At 62.3% G+C, this 16,719-nt stretch carries 14 protein-coding genes and 1 pseudogene; 11 read left to right on the top strand and 4 right to left on the bottom strand.

What is annotated here, in order from left to right; translation table 11 throughout:
• The first annotated feature begins 95 nt into the window (after window positions 1–95).
• From BLS26_RS03640 to BLS26_RS03620, 5 genes are read left to right on the top strand one after another with little or no spacing between them, the layout of a single operon-like run.
• Complete coding sequence (locus BLS26_RS03640; protein ID WP_092508514.1) at window positions 96–1,742, top strand: fatty acid--CoA ligase; 1,647 nt, start codon at window positions 96–98, stop codon at window positions 1,740–1,742.
• Between the two features lie 38 nt (window positions 1,743–1,780).
• Window positions 1,781–2,260: a MaoC family dehydratase gene (locus BLS26_RS03635; protein WP_092517576.1), complete on the top strand. Its 480-nt coding sequence runs from the start codon at window positions 1,781–1,783 to the stop codon at window positions 2,258–2,260.
• The gene (locus BLS26_RS03630) at window positions 2,257–3,960 is read left to right on the top strand and encodes an alpha/beta fold hydrolase (protein ID WP_092508513.1); all 1,704 of its coding nucleotides are present in this window, start codon (window positions 2,257–2,259) and stop codon (window positions 3,958–3,960) included. The genes BLS26_RS03635 and BLS26_RS03630 overlap by 4 nt, the downstream gene beginning before the upstream one ends.
• Window positions 3,961–4,003: 43 nt before the next feature.
• Window positions 4,004–4,966, top strand: a complete 963-nt coding sequence (gene phaZ, locus BLS26_RS03625; protein WP_197681309.1) for a poly(3-hydroxyalkanoate) depolymerase — start codon at window positions 4,004–4,006, stop codon at window positions 4,964–4,966.
• Complete coding sequence (locus tag BLS26_RS03620; RefSeq protein ID WP_092508510.1) at window positions 4,902–6,119, top strand: acyl-CoA dehydrogenase family protein; 1,218 nt, start codon at window positions 4,902–4,904, stop codon at window positions 6,117–6,119. Before phaZ ends, BLS26_RS03620 begins: the two co-directional genes overlap by 65 nt.
• A 159-nt stretch (window positions 6,120–6,278) precedes the next feature.
• Here BLS26_RS03620 and BLS26_RS03615 read toward each other — a convergent pair whose 3' ends face one another.
• The gene (locus tag BLS26_RS03615; RefSeq protein WP_092508508.1) at window positions 6,279–6,689 is read right to left on the bottom strand and encodes a DoxX family protein; all 411 of its coding nucleotides are present in this window, start codon (window positions 6,687–6,689) and stop codon (window positions 6,279–6,281) included.
• Window positions 6,690–6,872: 183 nt separating this feature from the next.
• Here BLS26_RS03615 and BLS26_RS03610 point away from each other — a divergent pair, with 183 nt between their 5' ends.
• The 4 genes from BLS26_RS03610 to BLS26_RS03595 all read left to right on the top strand — a co-directional run bounded on the left by BLS26_RS03610 (window position 6,873) and on the right by BLS26_RS03595 (window position 11,964).
• On the top strand, window positions 6,873–8,618 hold the full coding sequence (locus BLS26_RS03610; protein WP_157676278.1) for a CocE/NonD family hydrolase: 1,746 nt from the start codon (window positions 6,873–6,875) through the stop codon (window positions 8,616–8,618).
• A 26-nt stretch (window positions 8,619–8,644) separates the two neighbouring features.
• Complete coding sequence (locus tag BLS26_RS03605) at window positions 8,645–9,433, top strand: enoyl-CoA hydratase/isomerase family protein (protein ID WP_092508504.1); 789 nt, start codon at window positions 8,645–8,647, stop codon at window positions 9,431–9,433.
• Between the two features lie 20 nt (window positions 9,434–9,453).
• Window positions 9,454–11,184: an AMP-binding protein gene (locus BLS26_RS03600; RefSeq protein ID WP_092517574.1), complete on the top strand. Its 1,731-nt coding sequence runs from the start codon at window positions 9,454–9,456 to the stop codon at window positions 11,182–11,184.
• 69 nt (window positions 11,185–11,253) lie between these two features.
• The gene (locus tag BLS26_RS03595; protein ID WP_157676277.1) at window positions 11,254–11,964 is read left to right on the top strand and encodes a TetR/AcrR family transcriptional regulator; all 711 of its coding nucleotides are present in this window, start codon (window positions 11,254–11,256) and stop codon (window positions 11,962–11,964) included.
• 638 nt (window positions 11,965–12,602) lie between these two features.
• Here BLS26_RS03595 and BLS26_RS03585 read toward each other — a convergent pair.
• Both BLS26_RS03585 and BLS26_RS03580 read right to left on the bottom strand, forming a co-directional pair.
• The gene (locus BLS26_RS03585; protein ID WP_092508498.1) at window positions 12,603–12,899 is read right to left on the bottom strand and encodes a hypothetical protein; all 297 of its coding nucleotides are present in this window, start codon (window positions 12,897–12,899) and stop codon (window positions 12,603–12,605) included.
• A 101-nt stretch (window positions 12,900–13,000) separates the two neighbouring features.
• Window positions 13,001–13,954, bottom strand: coding sequence for an AraC family transcriptional regulator (locus tag BLS26_RS03580; protein WP_092508496.1), 954 nt, complete (start codon window positions 13,952–13,954; stop codon window positions 13,001–13,003).
• A 204-nt stretch (window positions 13,955–14,158) separates the two neighbouring features.
• On the opposite strand from BLS26_RS03580, the pseudogene BLS26_RS03575 reads away from it, so the two are divergent.
• Window positions 14,159–14,442: pseudogene (locus tag BLS26_RS03575) on the top strand (transcriptional regulator); the annotation flags it as partial.
• Between the two features lie 111 nt (window positions 14,443–14,553).
• On the opposite strand, the gene BLS26_RS03570 reads toward BLS26_RS03575, so the two are convergent.
• Window positions 14,554–15,525 carry a LysR substrate-binding domain-containing protein gene (locus tag BLS26_RS03570; RefSeq protein WP_092508494.1) on the bottom strand — a complete coding sequence of 324 codons (972 nt, stop codon included), beginning with the start codon at window positions 15,523–15,525 and terminating at the stop codon, window positions 14,554–14,556.
• Window positions 15,526–15,675: 150 nt separating this feature from the next.
• Between BLS26_RS03570 and BLS26_RS03565 the strand changes: the two genes are divergently transcribed.
• The gene (locus BLS26_RS03565) at window positions 15,676–16,713 is read left to right on the top strand and encodes a class 1 fructose-bisphosphatase (RefSeq protein ID WP_092508492.1); all 1,038 of its coding nucleotides are present in this window, start codon (window positions 15,676–15,678) and stop codon (window positions 16,711–16,713) included.
• Window positions 16,714–16,719 lie beyond the last annotated feature (6 nt).

Here is a 16,719-nt window from a genome sequence, read left to right as displayed (position 1 = left end):
GTACGGTCGGCAGGAAGCTGGACCGGAGACGAGGCGATCCGCTCGCTCAGAATGGCGGACGCCGAACCGGTCGGAGGAAGACAAGGGAGGCTGCCATGGTGGGAAGGCTGATTCAGACCACCAAATCGGCTTATCAGTATCCGTTGATTTTCAAGCAGCTGTGGCACACGCCGCGCGTGCAGGCGCCGGATCAGGAGGTCGTCTACCGCGATCTGAAGCGCTTCACCTATCTGGAGATCAAGGAGCGGATCGGCCGTCTCGCCTCGGCTCTGAGCAAGGCGGGCGTCGTGCCGGGAGACACGGTCGGCGTCCTCGACTGGGATAGTCACCGGTTCCTCGAGGCGTTCTTCGCAATTCCGATGATGGGCGCCGTGTTGCAGACGGTGAATGTCCGTCTGTCACCCGAACAGATCGCCTACACAATCGACCATGCCGGCGCTTCGACGCTTCTCGTCAATGACGAGTTCGTCGAATTGCTCGAGGGGATGAAGGCCCAATTGCCGAAGGTCAAACGGCTGATCGTGATGTCGGACCGGTCAGCGCCGCAGACCGGCGGTCTATCGTTCATCGGCGAGTATGAAAGCCTGCTCGCTGCGGCTGCGCCCGACTACGACTTTCCCGATTTCGACGAGAACACCCAGGCGACCACGTTCTACACGACCGGCACGACTGGGGTGCCCAAGGGGGTCTATTACAGCCACCGGCAACTGGTGTTGCACTCGATCTGCGGCTTGGCCCTGTTCGGTATGGCGGGCACGCAGGGCCGCTTCTCGCGTGACGACGTCTACATGCCGATTACGCCGATGTTTCACGTCCATGCCTGGGGCTTCCCCTGGTCGGCGACACTCGCCGGGGTCAAGCAGGTCTATCCCGGGCGCTACGAGCCGGCGATGCTGGTCAAGCTGATCAAGAGCGAAGGCGTTACCTTCACCCATGGCGTGCCGACCATCCTGCAGATGCTGCTCGACGCCGCCGCCAAGGCGAGCGTCGATCTGGCGGGCCTCAAGATGGTGATCGGCGGTTCGGCCTTGCCGAAGGCGCTGGCCAAGCGGGCGCTTGCGGCAGGCATCGACATCTTCGCAGGCTACGGGATGTCGGAGACCGGGCCGCTTGCCGCTGTGTCCCATATCCGATCGAAGGACCTGACCGGCGATCCGGACGGAGAGGTCGAGTTCCGCGCCAGGGCCGGTATCGCCGGGCCGCTGGTGGATCTGCGCATCGTCGACGCCGACATGAATAACGTGCCGCATGATGGCAAATCGGCCGGCGAGATCGTGCTGCGGGCGCCGTGGCTCACCCAGGGTTACTTTAACAATCCCGAGGGCTCGGAAGAACTCTGGGCCGGGGGCTACCTGCACACCAGCGATATCGCCGTGGTCGACGCCAACGGCTCGGTGCACATCACCGACCGTATCAAGGATGTGATCAAGACCGGCGGCGAGTGGGTCTCGTCGCTGCAGATCGAGGACCTGATCTCGCAATGCGCCGGCGTCGCCGAGGCCGCCGTCATCGGCGTCAAGGACGACAAATGGGGGGAGCGGCCGCTCGCGCTCGTGGTCAAGCGGGTGTCCGGTGCGAATGGCATCAGCGACGCGGTGATCAAGAACCATCTCAAGGTGTTTGCCGACAAAGGCATCATCTCGAAATACGGAATTCCGGAAAAGATCCTGTTCGTCGACAGCATTCCAAAGACCACCGTCGGCAAGATCAACAAGAAGGAGCTGCGCGAACGGTACGGGTAGCTGTCCGAATGCAGCCGCGAATGATTGAGGAGGAAAGCATGAGCAGCCTCACCCTTGCCGGTTTGGGCCAGAAAGTTGGACATGAACTCGGTGTTTCCAGTTGGGTTACGATCGACCAGGCGCGTATCGACGCGTTTGCGTCCTGTACCGGCGATCGGCAATGGATTCACGTCGATGTCGAAAGGGCGAAGCGGGAAAGCCCTTTCCGTGCTCCCATCGCTCACGGTTATCTGACGCTCGCGATGGTGGCCTCGCTGGCGATGGAGATCGGCGTCATCCCGAGGGACGCCGCGGCCGGGCTGAACTACGGGATCGACAAGGTCCGCTTCCTGGCGCCGGTGTCGGCTGGTGCGCGCGTGAGGCTGCGGGTCTCGCTTGCCGGGATCGAGCCGAGAGACGGTGGACAGATGATCATGAGGACCCAGAACACGCTGGAAGTGGAGGGGTCGGAGAAGCCTGCCCTGATCGCCGAAACGTTGGCGCTTCTGATCCCAGCAGCGGGAGCACACCGGCAATGAGCACGGACGATCGCGAGCAAGCTCCCGCAGCGGAGGGGGCCTTCGAAGATGCATCCCGAAATACGCTGGCGCTCAATCCCCTTGTCGGCATCCGCGGGCAGGATCTCGTCGACAGCGCCGGCGTCCTGTTCAAGGCTATCGTCAACGAGCCAAAGGTCGCCGCCGAGCAATGGCTCTCTTTGCTCGGCGAACTCGGCTCGATCGCCGCCGGCAAGTCCGAGCGTGCGCCGCAGGCGGGTGACAAACGATTTTCCGATGCCACCTGGAAAGAGAGTGCACTGCACGGCGGGATGCTCAAGGCCTACCTTGCCTGGGGCGATGCGGTCAGCGGCTTCGTCGACAAGACGACCCTGAGCGACATCGACAAGGCTCGGGCACATCTGGTCACGGAAATCCTGATCGACGCGGTCGCGCCCACCAATGCGATGCTGACCAACCCGGCGGCGGTGCGCAAATTCGTCGATACCGGCGGCCGAAGCCTGTGGTCCGGGCTGAAGAACTACCTCGATGATCTCACCAAAAACGGCGGCATGCCGTCGATGGTGGACCAGAGCGCCTTCAAGGTCGGGGAAACCCTGGCGACGACGCCGGGCGGGGTGGTGTTCCGTAACGAATTGCTGGAGCTGATACAGTATTCGCCGACGACGCCGAAGGTCTGGAAGCGGCCGCTGGTCATCACCCCACCGCAGATCAACAAATATTACGCACTGGATCTGTCGCCCGACAAAAGCATGGTGCGCTTTCTGCTCGACAGCGGCATTCAGGTATTCTGCGTCAGCTGGCGCAATCCCACAACGGCGCATCGCGAATGGGGGCTCGATACCTATGTCGCGGCGCTTGATGAAGCTGTCGACGTTGCGCGGGAGGTCACCGGCAGCGACGACATCACGATGATGGGATCCTGTTCCGGCGGCATCACCTCGACGGCCTATTTCGCGACGCTTGGAAGTGCCGCGCAACAGAAGATCAGGAATATGGTGCTCGCGGTCTGCCTGCTCGATCCGAACACCGCCGACGAGAGCGCGTTCGGCTGCCTGATGACGCCGGAGACGATGCACGCGGCCAAGGAAGCCTCGCGGCTGCGCGGAATGGTCGACGGCCACGAACTGGCACGAATGTTCGCATGGATGAGGCCGAACGACCTGATCTGGAATTACTGGGTCAACAACTACCTGCTCGGCAACCAGCCGCCGGCCTTCGATATTCTGTACTGGAATGCCGACACAACCCGACTTCCAGCCGGTCTGCATGGCGATTATCTGGATCTCTATTTCACCAACCCGTTTGTCAACGCCGGAAAGCTCTCGTTGAACAGCAAGACGATCGACATGAGCCGAACCAGGGTCGACAGTTACGTAGTTGCCGGCATGACCGACCACATCACGCCCTGGAAGGGCGTGCACAAGACCGCGCAGATCATGGGCGAGGGGACGACTTTCGTGCTCTCGAACAGCGGTCACCTCCAGAGCCTCATCAACCCGCCGACCAATCCGAAGGCCTCCTTCATGATCGGGACGGTCCATACATCCGGTCCGGACGCATTCCTGGCCTCGGCTGAGAAGCGCAAGGGAAGCTGGTGGCTCGACTGGCGCAATTGGCTGCACGCCCGATCGGGTGAAGAGGTTGCGGCAGCCGCGTCGCTGGGGTGCGAGCGCCATCCCGTCCTTGCTGCAGCGCCGGGGACTTACGTCTTTGACTGACGACCTCAACGGAAGGAACGGAGTCGCGGCGCCGGAGATCGAGGTGCGGCAGATCACCGTCGGGGGGCAATTGCTCCAGGTTGCCATCAGACACGGCAGCGGCAGCGGACCGCCGCTGTTGCTGTTCAACGGGATCGGCGCCAACTGGGAATTGGCGAAGCCGTTCCTGGAAGCACTCACGAGCACGACCGCCATCATCTTTGACGTGCCCGGTGTCGGCGGTTCACCCAGGCCGCTTTTGCCGTATCGCCCATCGACGCTGGCGCTGCTTGCCGCCGCTCTCGTTGCAGAGCTCGGCTACACGGAGATCGACGTCGCCGGCGTGTCCTGGGGCGGTGGAATCGCGCAGCAGTTCGCGCATCAATATCCAAAGCTGTGCCGGCGGCTGGTGCTTGCCGCGACCGCGCCCGGTTTCACGATGGTGCCGGCAAACCCCTCGGTATTGTGGAAAATGGCGACGCCGCGCCGCTACACCGACAAGCGCTACATGAACAGGGTAGCGGCTGACATCTATGGGGGAGCCTTTCGCGACGACCCATTCCTGATCGGCCGGCACGCGGCCGCGATGCGTGGCGCGCGCAACCTGGGCTACCTGTATCAGCTTCTTGCGATGAGCGGCTGGACCAGCCTGCCGTGGCTGTGGTCGTTGCCGCAGCCGACGCTCGTGCTGATGGGCCGCGACGATCCGCTGGTCCCTCCGGTCAATGGCCACATTCTGGCGGGCCTGATCCCGAACGCCGAACTGCGGATGATCGACGACGGGCACCTGTTCATCGTGACGCGGCCGGCGGAAACCGCCGCTTTGATCGAGGCATTTCTGGCCGACGCAAGCAGGCGCGTCGATCCATCATCTGCGCTCTCACGATTGGCGGGCAGGGTCGGAAGTCTCATTTCCACAATCGGAGGACGCCGCGATTGGCCCAGCGAGAAGGGAGGAACCGATGACGACCGAGCAGGCAAAATCAATCGGGAAAACCGACTACGCGCCGCCTCCCATCGACGGTGATTTCTACCGGATCGCCGCCGTCATGAACGACAGCGAGCGGGCGCTGCTCAAAAGCGTTCGCGCGTTCACGGAAGGCGTCGTCGCGCCGGTGATCGAGGATTATTGGAGCCGGGATGCATTTCCCTTCGAGATTATCCCGAAGATGGCGGAAGTCGGTATCGGCGGGGTGGGCTATCAGGGATACGGCGCCGCCGGCGGTAGCTGGCTGCTGAACGGCCTTGTCTCGATGGAACTGGCGCGGGTCGATGCATCGGTCGCGACGTTCTGGGGCGTGCACACCGGCCTTTCGGCCGGGTCGATCTATCTGTGCGGGGACGAACAGCAGAAGCAGCGCTGGCTGCCGCCGATGATGCGTTTCGACAAGATCGGATCGTTCGGCTTGACCGAGCCGCTGGTGGGGTCGGCCACGTCAGGCGGGATGATGACGACATGCCGCCGCGAAGGCGACAGCTGGACCCTCAACGGCCAGAAGAAATGGATCGGCAATGCCACATTCGCCGACATCAACGTGATCTGGGCACGCGAGGAAGGCTCGAACCAGGTCAAGGGGTTTGTCGTCGGAAAGGACAATCCCGGCTTCTCGGTCGAGAAGATCAAGACCAAGATGGCATTGCGGGTCGTGCAGAACGGGTTGATCACGCTGAGCGACTGCCGTGTTCCCGAAGCCGACCGCTTGCAGAACGCCAACACCTTCAAGGATACCGCCAAGGTCCTGAGAATGACCCGCACCGGCGTGGCGTGGTTCGCCGTAGGTTGCCAGATGGGAGCCTATGAGCATGCGCTTCGCTATGCCACGGAGCGGAAGCAGTTCGGCAGGCCGATCGGCGGATTTCAACTGGTCCAGGATCTGCTGGTGCGCATGCTCGGCAACGTCACCTCGACCCAGGCGATGATGCTGCGTCTCGCCCAGCTTCAGGACGAAGATGTCATGCGCGACGAGCATGCCTCGCTCGCGAAGGCGTTCTGCACGGTCAAATGCCGGGAAACCGTCGGTTATGCGCGCGAATTACTCGGCGGCAACGGCATCCTGCTCGAGAATCACATCGGGCGCTTCGTGGCCGATGCCGAGGCGATCTACTCCTATGAGGGCACGAGGGAGATGAACACGCTGATCGTCGGCAAGTCGATTACGGGATTGAGTGCCTTCGTCTGACGCGAACGGGCCATCGAAGCGATCGCCAGAGCGCCGCAGCTTCGACCGCTCTTGGTGACGAGCATAAAAGCTCGCCACTGTCCTGCCTCGCGATCCAGATCGCATCGCTGCAGCCGTCGAAAACCCACGGGTGGGTCATCGCTGCCTGGATTCAGTCCCTCACGTCGTCGCGCCCGCGACATTTTTCGGATCGCGCGCGTCGAGGCTGAAGCGTCCGGCGCCAAAATGCGCGATCTGCAACAGCCCGCCGATGATCATGAGGTTCTTGAGAAAATGGATCATCTGATTCTGATCCGCGAAATTCCGGTGAAAGAAGATCGCCGTTGCCAACGTGAACACGGCCATGCCGAACGCAACCGCTCGCGCACCAAAACCGAGCACCAGCAACAGACCACCCCCGATCTCGAAGGCAACGGCAATCGCCCAGCCAAGCGGGGCAAACGGCAAGCCGACACTGCCGATATAGGCCGTCGTTGCGGCATAGGCGGTTAGCTTGCCGAGGCCGCTCATGAGAAACGGCAGGCCGATGAGCAGGCGACCAAGCAGGGGCAGAAACCTCGTGACTTCCATATTCAGCTCTCCTTTGCAGGGGGTGAGAATTCGATCCGGTGCGACTGCACGCGACCGTGATCAATATTATACTTTACGATCGTAAAGTAAAGTTGTATGAGTCCGGTCGTGCGATGCCGTTATGACAAGCCGCTATCGCAAAATGCCGGCGGCCAGCGCCGCGAACACGGGCGGAGACGAGCGATGATCGAGGAACGGGACATTTACGTCGTCATGCGGGACGGCACGCGGCTGGCCGTCGACGTCTACCGCCCAGATGCGCCGGGCAAATACCCCGTGCTGTACGCGTCGGCGCTACACAACAAGGACATCCAGGGTCCCGACATCGCCGATATTTTGCCGCCGCAGCCGGCTCACGCGCCTCTCTGGTTCGGCCCGATCGAGGCGGGCGACACCCGGCGCTTCATCGCCAACGGCTATGTTCATGTGATCGCGCAGCCGCGAGGCTCGGCCAAGTCGGAAGGCCACTACGGCCACGAGGACTCCGACCACTACGATCTGATCGAATGGATCACCCAGCAGCCCTGGTCCAATGGCAAGGTCGGAATGGTCGGCATCTCCGGCTATGCGGGCGAGCAGTGGCGCGCCGCGGCGCAGGGACATCCGGCGTTGAAAGCCATCTTTCCCTATGACGCCTGCAGCGCCTATGGCGGCATGTTCGGATTCCGCGACTTCAATCCCGGCGGCGTCCTGCACACCTTTCCCTATTTGCTCGACGTCTTCAGCACGGTTCACGAGTCGCGTGACCGGCCCGCGGAGCTTCCCGCGGCAGAAGAAGAGCTCTGGCGCCGGGCGATGCAGAACCCGGACTACAAGCAGTACATCAACCTCTACAACATCCTTACCCAGAAGGGACAGCGCACGTTCATCATGTATCTCATGATGACGCATCCCTGGGAGATGGACGGAACGGTCGAGCGTTCAGAAGAGGTCTTCAAGAAAATCAAGATACCGTTCTACACGGGCTCGGGCGCCTACGCGTACACCTACAAGCTTCATTGGCTCGGTGCGCAGCACTATTTCGCAAATGTCGAGGCGCCAAAGAAGCTGCTGTTCACCGGGCCGGCTCATCTGGAGCGGCCGTTCCATCAACACCACGACGAGATCATCCGCTGGTATGACCATTGGCTGAAGGGGCAGGACACCGGCATCATGAACGAGCCGCCGGTGCGTTACTGGCTGATGGGAGCCAACGAGTGGCGAACCGGGACGGATTGGCCGCTGCCGGAGACCCAATGGACGAAATACTATCTTTCGCATTGGGAGACCCTGTCGGCCGATCCGCCGCGACCTGCCTCGGAGCTCGGCGCCGCGGCGCGTGAGCCTGATGTCTTCACCCAGATGCCGGTGACGCGGACGACGAAGGTCGAGCGGCTGCGCTACATGACGGATCCGTTGCCGCATGACGTCACCGTCGCCGGCCCGATCACATTGACGCTGTACGCGGCAATCGATCAGGAAGACACCAACTGGATCATCGTGCTCAAGGACGTTGGGCCCGACGTCTCGGTTCGGACCGCACGCGAGGGTGAGCGCGATGTGCCGTCGACGCTGCCGGAACGCGAGCTGACGCGCGGTTGGCTGAAGGCATCCTATCGGGCGCTCGATGAGAAGCGTTCGAAGCCGTGGGAACCGTTCCACAAGCTCACACAGGATGCGATCGCTCCGGTGACGCCGGGAGAAGTGGTCGAGTACCGGATACAGATCCTCGCGACGGCAAATCAATTCAAGGCCGGGCACCGCATTTGCCTCGACATCACGTCGATGGATGTCCCGACCGGCACGGGAGCCATGACCAACGTCGAGTACATTCCGTACCATGTCTGCAGCAGCAAGACCGTTACCCACCGGATCTACCGGGACGCGGAGCGGCCGTCGCATCTGCTGCTGCCAATCATCCCCGAACCCAACAGCCGGCGTCCGGCCTGATCGCGTCACCAAAGAGGAGAGTTACAATGACGACGGTTCGATTTGAACGAGACGGCGCGATCGGAAATATTGTGCTGACCGATCCCCCCTTCAACCGGGTCGACTCGCGCTTCGCGGAAACCTTGCGAACCGCCGTGCACCAGGCCAGCGAAAGCGACATACGTGTACTGGTCATTCGTTCGGAGGGGCCGCACTTCAGCTTCGGCGGCGAGGTGCGGGAGTGGCCGGGGAAGGATGTCAACTGGTTCAGAACGTTCGTCGCCGACGTGAACGTCTCCTATCGCGCGATCGAAATGTTGAAGATCCCGACGGTCGCCGTCGTGAATGGTATCGCCTTCGGCGGCGGTTTTGAGCTTGCGCTGGCGTGCGATTTTCTCGTCGCGGCGGAGAACGCGATCTTCCGCTGCGTTGAAGTCACGACAGCGATGCTTCCGGTCGCCGGCGCCCTGCAGCGGATCGCGGAGCGCGCCGGCCGGGCCCGCGCATCGCGATTTGCGATGCTCGGCGAGCCGATATCGGGTCGCGAGGCAGGAACGCTCGGTATCGCGACCCACGTGGTGGCGGAACACGAACTTGCGACGACCGCGGCTGAACTGACGCGGCAGCTGGCGACCGGGCCAACCCGGTCGTATGCCGCGACACGAACACTGCTCAAGGCGTGGTCGAGCGGAGGGGTGGCTGCGGCCGACCTCATCATGCTCGACGTGGCGATGGAGCTCTACGCCGGTGCAGATGCGCAGCGCGGCTTTGCGAGCACGGCGGAGGCCTTCGACAAGGACATCGAGCCGCCAACGCTGGTGTTCGAGGGGAAATAGGGATCGACGGCATGCAGCACATGCCGGCCGAACATCAGCAGCAGAGTCCATTGGAGGTGGTCGTGCAGCGCGAAAGTTATGTGCATGGCAACAGCGGGGCGCCCTTGATCGGGAAAACGATCGGCGCGCTTCTGGACGAGGTGACTGCGATCGACGGGTCTCGGGAGGCGCTGGTTGTTGCGCACCAGAGCATCCGCTGGACCTATTCGGAACTCAAGGCGCGCGCAGACGCATTCGCATCGGGGCTTCTGGCTCTCGGACTGGAGCCGGGGGACCGGGTCGGCATTTGGGCTCCAAACTGCGCCGAATGGACCGTCGCACAGTTTGCGACGGCGAAAGCGGGCCTGATCCTGGTCAACGTCAACCCTGCATACCGCCTGAGCGAACTGGAGCATGCGCTGCGGACAGTGGGCTGTCGCGCACTGATAACCGCCACGCGGTTCAAGACCAGCGATTATATCGCAATGATTCGCGAGCTGGTCCCGGAGTTGAGCAACGGAAACAGCGAGCTGAACAGTTCGCGGCTGCCGGAGCTGCGGTACGTTATTTCAATCGCGGGCAAGCACGACGGCTGTTTCGCGTTTGACTGGATATTGGAGAGAGGCAAGCAGGTCGGTAACGAGCGGCTCGACTCGGTATCGGCGGCGGTCCAGATGGATGATGCCGTCAATATCCAGTTCACGAGCGGCACCACGGGATTGCCGAAAGGCGCCACGCTTTCGCATCATAATCTGATCAACAATGCCTTCTTTGTCGGAGAAGCGACCGGGATCGAGCCAGGTTCCCGCGTGTGTATTCCGGTGCCGCTGTATCATTGTTTTGGCATGGTGATGGGAAACCTCGGATGTGTGACCCATGCAGCAACGATGGTCTATCCGTCCGAGGCCTTTGATCCGCTGAGGACGCTGCAGGCGGTTGAGGCAGAACGTTGCGACGTTCTGTACGGCGTCCCCACGATGTTCATTGCCCAACTGAATCACCCTGAATTCTCGCGCTTCGATTTGAGCTCGCTTCGGCGGGGCATCATGGCGGGAGCTCCGTGCCCCATCGAGGTCATGAAGGAAGTCGCTTCGGCAATGCACATGAGCGAAATCACCATCGCCTATGGGATGACCGAAACCAGTCCCGTGAGCTTTCAAAGCAGCCGTGACGATCCGCTCGAACTGCGCGTTTCGACGGTCGGACGGATACAGCCCCACCTTGAAGTCAAGATCGTCAATCGAGACGGTCAGATCGTCCCGCGTGGCGAAGCCGGGGAGCTTTGCACAAGAGGCTATTCGGTCATGCTTGGCTATTGGAACGATGAGGCACGGACAAAGGACGCCATCGATCCGGCCGGCTGGATGCATACGGGTGACCTGGCGACGATCGACAACAATGGATATTGCCGTATCGTCGGAAGGATCAAGGACATGGTCATCCGCGGCGGCGAGAACATCTATCCGCGTGAAGTCGAAGAATATCTGTATCAGCATCCGGACATCCAGGACGTCCAGGTGTTCGGCGTTCCCGACACGAAATACGGCGAAGAACTCTGTGCGTGGATCGTCGCAAAGGCCGGTGCCACCCTCGATGACGACGGTGTCCGCAAGTTTTGCCAGGATCGCATCTCGCACTACAAGATACCCCGCCACATCCGCTTCGTGGAGAGCCTCCCGTCCACTGTGACCGGCAAGGTCCAGAAATTTGCGATGCGCGAGGCGATGATCGAGGAATTCGTCGGCGCGACGAAGGGCGGCGCATGTGCCTGAGCGAAACCGGCACGGAGGCCGCGGGTTGCAGAACCAATCAACACTTTGCGTGGCGTTCGGATGGGAACCATGTTAATCGAAGGCCAAATGGCGAAGAAAACCGTCCTGCGAGAGCGCCCGCGCAAGAGGGCCGAACAACAGCGCGCGCTCGACACACGAGCCTCGATCCTGGACGCTGCGATTGCTGAATTCGCCGAGCGCGGATTCAAAGGGGCAAGCATTCGCGCGATTGCAGATCGTCTCGGCCTGCAACATCCGCTGATCACATACCACTATCGCAGCAAGGATGTCCTCTGGCGGGCCGCGGCCGAGCATGCGTTCGCGCAGATCAGGGCAGGGTGGGATAGCACGGCGCCGGAAAACTCCGATCTGCCACCGCTGGCCCGATTGCGGGAGGAATACGCCACGCTCTTTCGCTACACCGTCGCATTCCCTGAGTTTCACCGGTTCATGCGTCAGGAATCGCTTTCGAACAATCCGCGACTGAAGTGGGTTGCGGAAACGGTGCTGGCGCCGCTTCTGGAACGATTGATTCCGCAGATCGTCGCAGCTCAGAAGCAGGGGCTACTTCCCGCGGCCGATCCCATTCTTTTTCACTATATGATGGTCAGCCTGACCGCCACGCTCTCGGGGTTCGGGCCTGAAATGCAGGCTACGAGCGGACTATCTGCGGGGGACACGAAGGTCGTGGAAGCGTATTGGCGGCTGGTGGACGAAATGGTGTTTGAAACGCAAACCTGCGCGAAGCCTGCGCGGGGTGAGGCGGCGCGGAAGCGCTGAAAGCGGGTTCGCGGCGCGAACGCCCAAATACCCTCCGCACGACGAACGGCCTTTCTGCCGATGGACTACTGCGGCCCCGGTCACGGCATGTCGCACGGCGTCGTCGACAAGCTGCCCGGGAGGGCATCGTCCATGGCGCCTGCGGCTTGGCCAGGGGGCATTACGAAAACAAAAAGGTCCCAATCAGCAGACCCGCTGCAAATGCCCAGAGTCCCAAGGTGCAGGCTGAAACGATGCGGACGAGGTTGCGGAGGTCCGCATCCTGCGCGACTTCGCGTGATTGATCCATCATGCAGCCCCCCCTGCGGCGACCGCCAGCCATTATGGGAAAATTGGCATCCTTCCAAAGGCCGTACCCGGGAACTTTCCCCTCCTTGGTGCCCAAAAGAAGGCAAAAACTGTTACAGATCATCACGATTTGGCAAGCCGAGCAGAAGCGAGCCCGCCCTGATCCCGACCAGGTGACGGGCATTGCGGCTGGTTCTCGCACGTTGGGCCGTGCTCCGCGCAGGGCGCCGCCGCCGGCTATCGGCCGCGCTTGCCGCGCGGCGAGGGTCTGGTGATCCGCACCCGGCTTCGACGTGTCGGCTTCTTGCGATCGACGACGACGCAATGAGGTGAAATGAAATCGCCGCGCGCTATCGATGAATGGCGCAGTTCGACGCCGGCAACATCGTCATCGAGCTTTCACATGCCGCGCGGCAGCCTCCGGAAGCCCGTGGCCAACGGAGATAGGCGGGAACGGGCCGGGAGGACGAGCTCATGCTGATGATTTGGGCGCGATCGTTCAGGAGAGCCTGTACCGGAACTTCCGGTTCTTCACCCACGGCTGAAGTGAAGCGAACGGTCAGTGAAAGTCCGTGCACGAGTGCGGTCGCAATCAGCCGCCGCCTCGGTGCGATTGCAGGCAGCGCGATAAAATTCTTCCAGGTCATCGTCTAACTCCGTCCGTTGTTTGTGTGGACATGGTCGTGATCTACCGGATGCGAGTTGTGGCCGCCCCAGAGCAATTGATGCGATTGCAGAGAGATTGCTGCTAGCGCGCACGTCGGCGCCATTCGCTCGGGGTTTCGCCGGTCAGCTTTCTGAACGCTGCCGCGAACGCGGTTTGGGAGGCATAGCCAAGTGCCGCTGCGACCGACACGACCGGCGTATCGGTGTCGCGCAGCATGTTCATGGCCTGCTCAAGCCGGTACTGGCGCAGCCAGGCATGCGGTGAAAGCCCTGTACTTTCCTTGAAAGCCCGGCAGAAGTGAAACCGCGACAGGCCGGCCTCCGAAGCGAGAGCCGCGAGCGAGACGTCCGCATCGCTGTCCGAACCCAAGCGCTCGATCGCACGAAGCAGCGTCTGTGGCGCCAACCCGCCCCTGACCGACGGGATCGGGGTTGGCGAGCCGATGTGCGCAGCCAGGAGACGCGTGGCCAGGAGGTCCGTCAGTTGCTGCCTGAACAGCCCATCCAGGGCCTCATTGCCCTCCAGGACATCCGCCGCGCTCAGCAGTAATCGGGATGTAACGGGGTCGGGATGCGCCGTTCGTTCCAGGAGATCGGTCGGCGTGGCGGGACCGGCTTCTTCGGCAACGCGCTTGAGGGTTGCGTGAGGAAGATAGAGCTGAATGACATCAACAGGTTTCGGAATATCCCATCGAGAGCTCGATCCTTCCGGAATGATGATCACAACCCCGGGACGAAACGTTCCGATCGCAACCGATCGTCCTGACCGCCGCTCCATGCGCTGCACCGAGCCGTTGTAAGCCATGATGACATGGTGGGTCATGGGCTCGACGACTTCGTGCAATGGGTCGTGTTTCCAGTGGGCGATCCCGGCGCCGGAGGGGTCCAAAGCCATGCGAAATGGTTCGGTCCTGAGCACACGGGCCATCTCCACATCGGCAGGACGCCCATCGTCAATCGGCACGTTGCTCTGGTGCCTCTCCGACGTGGCCGGCGGATCTTCCCGCGAAGGATCGCGCAACATCGGCTTACTCATGGATTTCTCCTCGCGTTGGGGCGATGCATCGCGATGAGGAGCAAGCTCCCCATCAGTGGTGATGATCTGGAATGGTCGAGCCCGGTAGCGTTGCTCCTGAGAGCGCCGCCACGGTGCGGCAATTCGGCCCGGAAAGCCTTGCAGCCATGCTGAATTGTGGTTGAATCTTCCTTGGCTTCTTGTCCAAGCGGAGTGGCTTTTTAATTCGAGAATTATTCCCTCGACGCCGGCCGGCGAGAGCTCAACGAGGCCCTGAACCGATCGCGATCGGGCCGAAGGTGTTCGATTTCCTGCTTTATCTCGTCCAGAACCGGGAGCAGGTGGTGACGAGGGACGATCTCCTGCACTCCGTGTGGGGCGGACGGATCGTCTCCGAGTCGACACTGACCAGCCACATCAACGCGGTGCGCAAAGCGATTAGGGACACCGGCAAGGCGCAGCGCCTGATCCGGACCGTTTGGCGCCGAGGCGTTCAGCTTGTCGGCAAGAAAGCGAGGCCACTCCGGTAGCCCTGCAATCCGCAGGCCGATTGTGAGTCGGGCGAGATGCTCCGGCCGCCGGATCTCAGGCGCTTGTCGCGACGAACAAGAGGACCGCTCTCACCCTCGCCGGCCCCGCACCGAGGTCCGGGTGATCCGCACCCGGCCATGGGTCCTCGGCAGGAACTGCGAACCGCGCGCGGCCAAAAACTCCAGCATTGCACGCGCCGGCGGCAGCAGGACCTTGTCCTTGCGCGACAGCACGAACCATTGCCTGACCACCGGAAGGCCGGCCACGTCCAGCGTCACCAGCCGGCGTTCGTCGAGTTCGGTCGCCACCGTGTGCGCGGAGATGAAAGCAATGCCGAGGCCGGCGATCACCGCCTGCTTGATGGTTTCGTTACTGCTCATCGCCATGCCGAGGTTCGGACGGACGCGCGCGGTCTCGAACAGTTGTTCCATCAGGCCGCGGGTGCCCGAGCCGGGTTCGCGCAGCAGAAACGTCTCATCGGCGAGATCGCTCAAAGCGAGGCGGGATTTTCGCGCCAGCCGGTGGCTGGTCGGTGCGATGATGACATGGGGATGGTCGCCGATCAGTCGGACATCCATCTCGATGTCGGCGGGCGGGCGGCCCATGATCGCGAAGTCGAGATCGTAACCGCGCAGCGCGTTGCCGATCTCCTGGCGGTTGCCGATGAAGAGCGAGACGTCGACCTTCGGATAGAGCTTCGAAAAGCCTGAGATCATGAACGGCACGAAATATTTCGAGGTGCTGACGGCGCCGATCGAGATCTTGCCCGCGGTCTTGCCCGCCATCATTTCCAGCGAGGTTTCGCAATCCGCGATCGCGGCTTCGATGCGCTCGGTGAGGGCGAGCACCTCGCGCCCGGCGTCGGTCAGCAGCATGCCGTCACTGGTGCGCTGAATCAGCGGCAGTCCCGCCAGCGCCTGCAGATTGCGAATCTGCAGCGTCACCGCGGGCTGCGTCAGATTCAGTTTCCTGGCTGCGGCCGTCACCGAGCGATCGCGGTGAACGGCGGCCAGCGCGCGCAACTGGCGAAGGGTCAATTCCCGCATAAACCGGCTCGCCATCGTCGGCACCTCTATAAGGAAAACTTTGCAACGGCCAAAGATAAGAAAATTTCACTAATTTGGCAAACTGGGTTGTTGTTGGTGGGCGGACGGCCGGACGGCACGCCGCATTGAAATGGCCCCGCAGAGGGCGCTGACAGGGGAACGGCCATGGATGAACGCGTGACATTGCGTTCGCATCTCGATCGCCCGGGGGCGGAGACGCCTGACGGTGCCGCGATCGCTGCCGTGATCGAGGGCATCGCCACAGCCTCGATCGACCTTGCCGACCTCATTGCCGATGGTCCTTTGGCCGGCATCACCGGCCGGCTCAGCGGTGTGAACTCCGACGGCGATGCGCAAAAGGATATCGATCTTGCTGCCGACCGGATGATGCGCCGCGCGCTTGGCGCAACCCCCGTCGCCGCCATTCTGTCCGAAGAGGCGGAATTGCCCGAAATCCTCGATGCCGCCGCGCCGCTGTGTGTTGCGATCGATCCGCTCGATGGCTCCGCCAATCTCGAGAACAACATCTCGGTCGGCACCATCTTCTCGATCCGTCCGCGCGGCAACGATGTGGTTTCCACCTTCTTCGAGCCCGGCACGGCGCAATGCGCCGCCGGCTTCGTGGTCTACGGTCCCCAGACCACGCTGGTGCTGGCGCATGACAAGCGCGTCGATATCTTCATTCTCGACCGCCGCGTGCGTGAATTCCTGCTGATCGCCCAAGGCGTCAGGATTGCGCCCAATACGCCGGAGTTCGCCATCAACGCGTCAAATCGGCGGCACTGGCACGGACCGGTGCGGACCTATATCGACGAATGCCTCGCCGGCACCAGCGGCGACGGCGGTGCCGATTTCAACATGCGCTGGATCGGCTCGCTGGTCGCGGAGTCGCTTCGCATTCTGGTCCGCGGCGGCGTGTTCCTTTATCCCGCCGATGCGCGCCCCGGATACCGCGAAGGGCGCTTACGTCTTTTGTACGAAGCGCATCCGATGGCGCTGGTGATGGAGTGGGCGGGAGGTTCCGCGACCACCGGCCGCCGCCGCATCCTCGAACTCTCGGCACGAACGCCGCACCAGCGCGTGCCGCTGATCATGGGTTCGATCCGCGGCGTTCGCGACGTCGCCACCATTCACGAAGGCATCGAGCCGATGTTCGACAATAGCGACGCGCCGCTGTTTGCGCGGCGCGGCCTGTTTCGCTGAGCCGGG

Source organism: Afipia sp. GAS231 (assembly GCF_900103365.1).
Classification (GTDB): domain Bacteria; phylum Pseudomonadota; class Alphaproteobacteria; order Rhizobiales; family Xanthobacteraceae; genus Bradyrhizobium.
The sequence above is the reverse complement of the archived record's forward strand: the minus strand, read 5'-3'. Positions and strand labels throughout refer to the sequence as shown.

Bases quoted from the DNA above. Each gene is read 5' to 3' on its own strand.
- BLS26_RS03640 (WP_092508514.1), top strand. From the start codon at position 96: ATGGTGGGAAGGCTGATTCAGACCACCAAATCGGCTTATCAGTATCCG.
- BLS26_RS03635 (WP_092517576.1), top strand. From the start codon at position 1,781: ATGAGCAGCCTCACCCTTGCCGGTTTGGGCCAGAAAGTTGGACATGAA.
- BLS26_RS03630 (WP_092508513.1), top strand. From the start codon at position 2,257: ATGAGCACGGACGATCGCGAGCAAGCTCCCGCAGCGGAGGGGGCCTTC.
- BLS26_RS03620 (WP_092508510.1), top strand. From the start codon at position 4,902: ATGACGACCGAGCAGGCAAAATCAATCGGGAAAACCGACTACGCGCCG.
- BLS26_RS03615 (WP_092508508.1), bottom strand. From the start codon at position 6,689: ATGGAAGTCACGAGGTTTCTGCCCCTGCTTGGTCGCCTGCTCATCGGC.
- BLS26_RS03610 (WP_157676278.1), top strand. From the start codon at position 6,873: ATGATCGAGGAACGGGACATTTACGTCGTCATGCGGGACGGCACGCGG.
- BLS26_RS03605 (WP_092508504.1), top strand. From the start codon at position 8,645: ATGACGACGGTTCGATTTGAACGAGACGGCGCGATCGGAAATATTGTG.
- BLS26_RS03600 (WP_092517574.1), top strand. From the start codon at position 9,454: ATGCCGGCCGAACATCAGCAGCAGAGTCCATTGGAGGTGGTCGTGCAG.
- BLS26_RS03595 (WP_157676277.1), top strand. From the start codon at position 11,254: ATGTTAATCGAAGGCCAAATGGCGAAGAAAACCGTCCTGCGAGAGCGC.
- BLS26_RS03585 (WP_092508498.1), bottom strand. From the start codon at position 12,899: ATGACCTGGAAGAATTTTATCGCGCTGCCTGCAATCGCACCGAGGCGG.
- BLS26_RS03580 (WP_092508496.1), bottom strand. From the start codon at position 13,954: ATGAGTAAGCCGATGTTGCGCGATCCTTCGCGGGAAGATCCGCCGGCC.
- BLS26_RS03570 (WP_092508494.1), bottom strand. From the start codon at position 15,525: ATGGCGAGCCGGTTTATGCGGGAATTGACCCTTCGCCAGTTGCGCGCG.
- BLS26_RS03565 (WP_092508492.1), top strand. From the start codon at position 15,676: ATGGATGAACGCGTGACATTGCGTTCGCATCTCGATCGCCCGGGGGCG.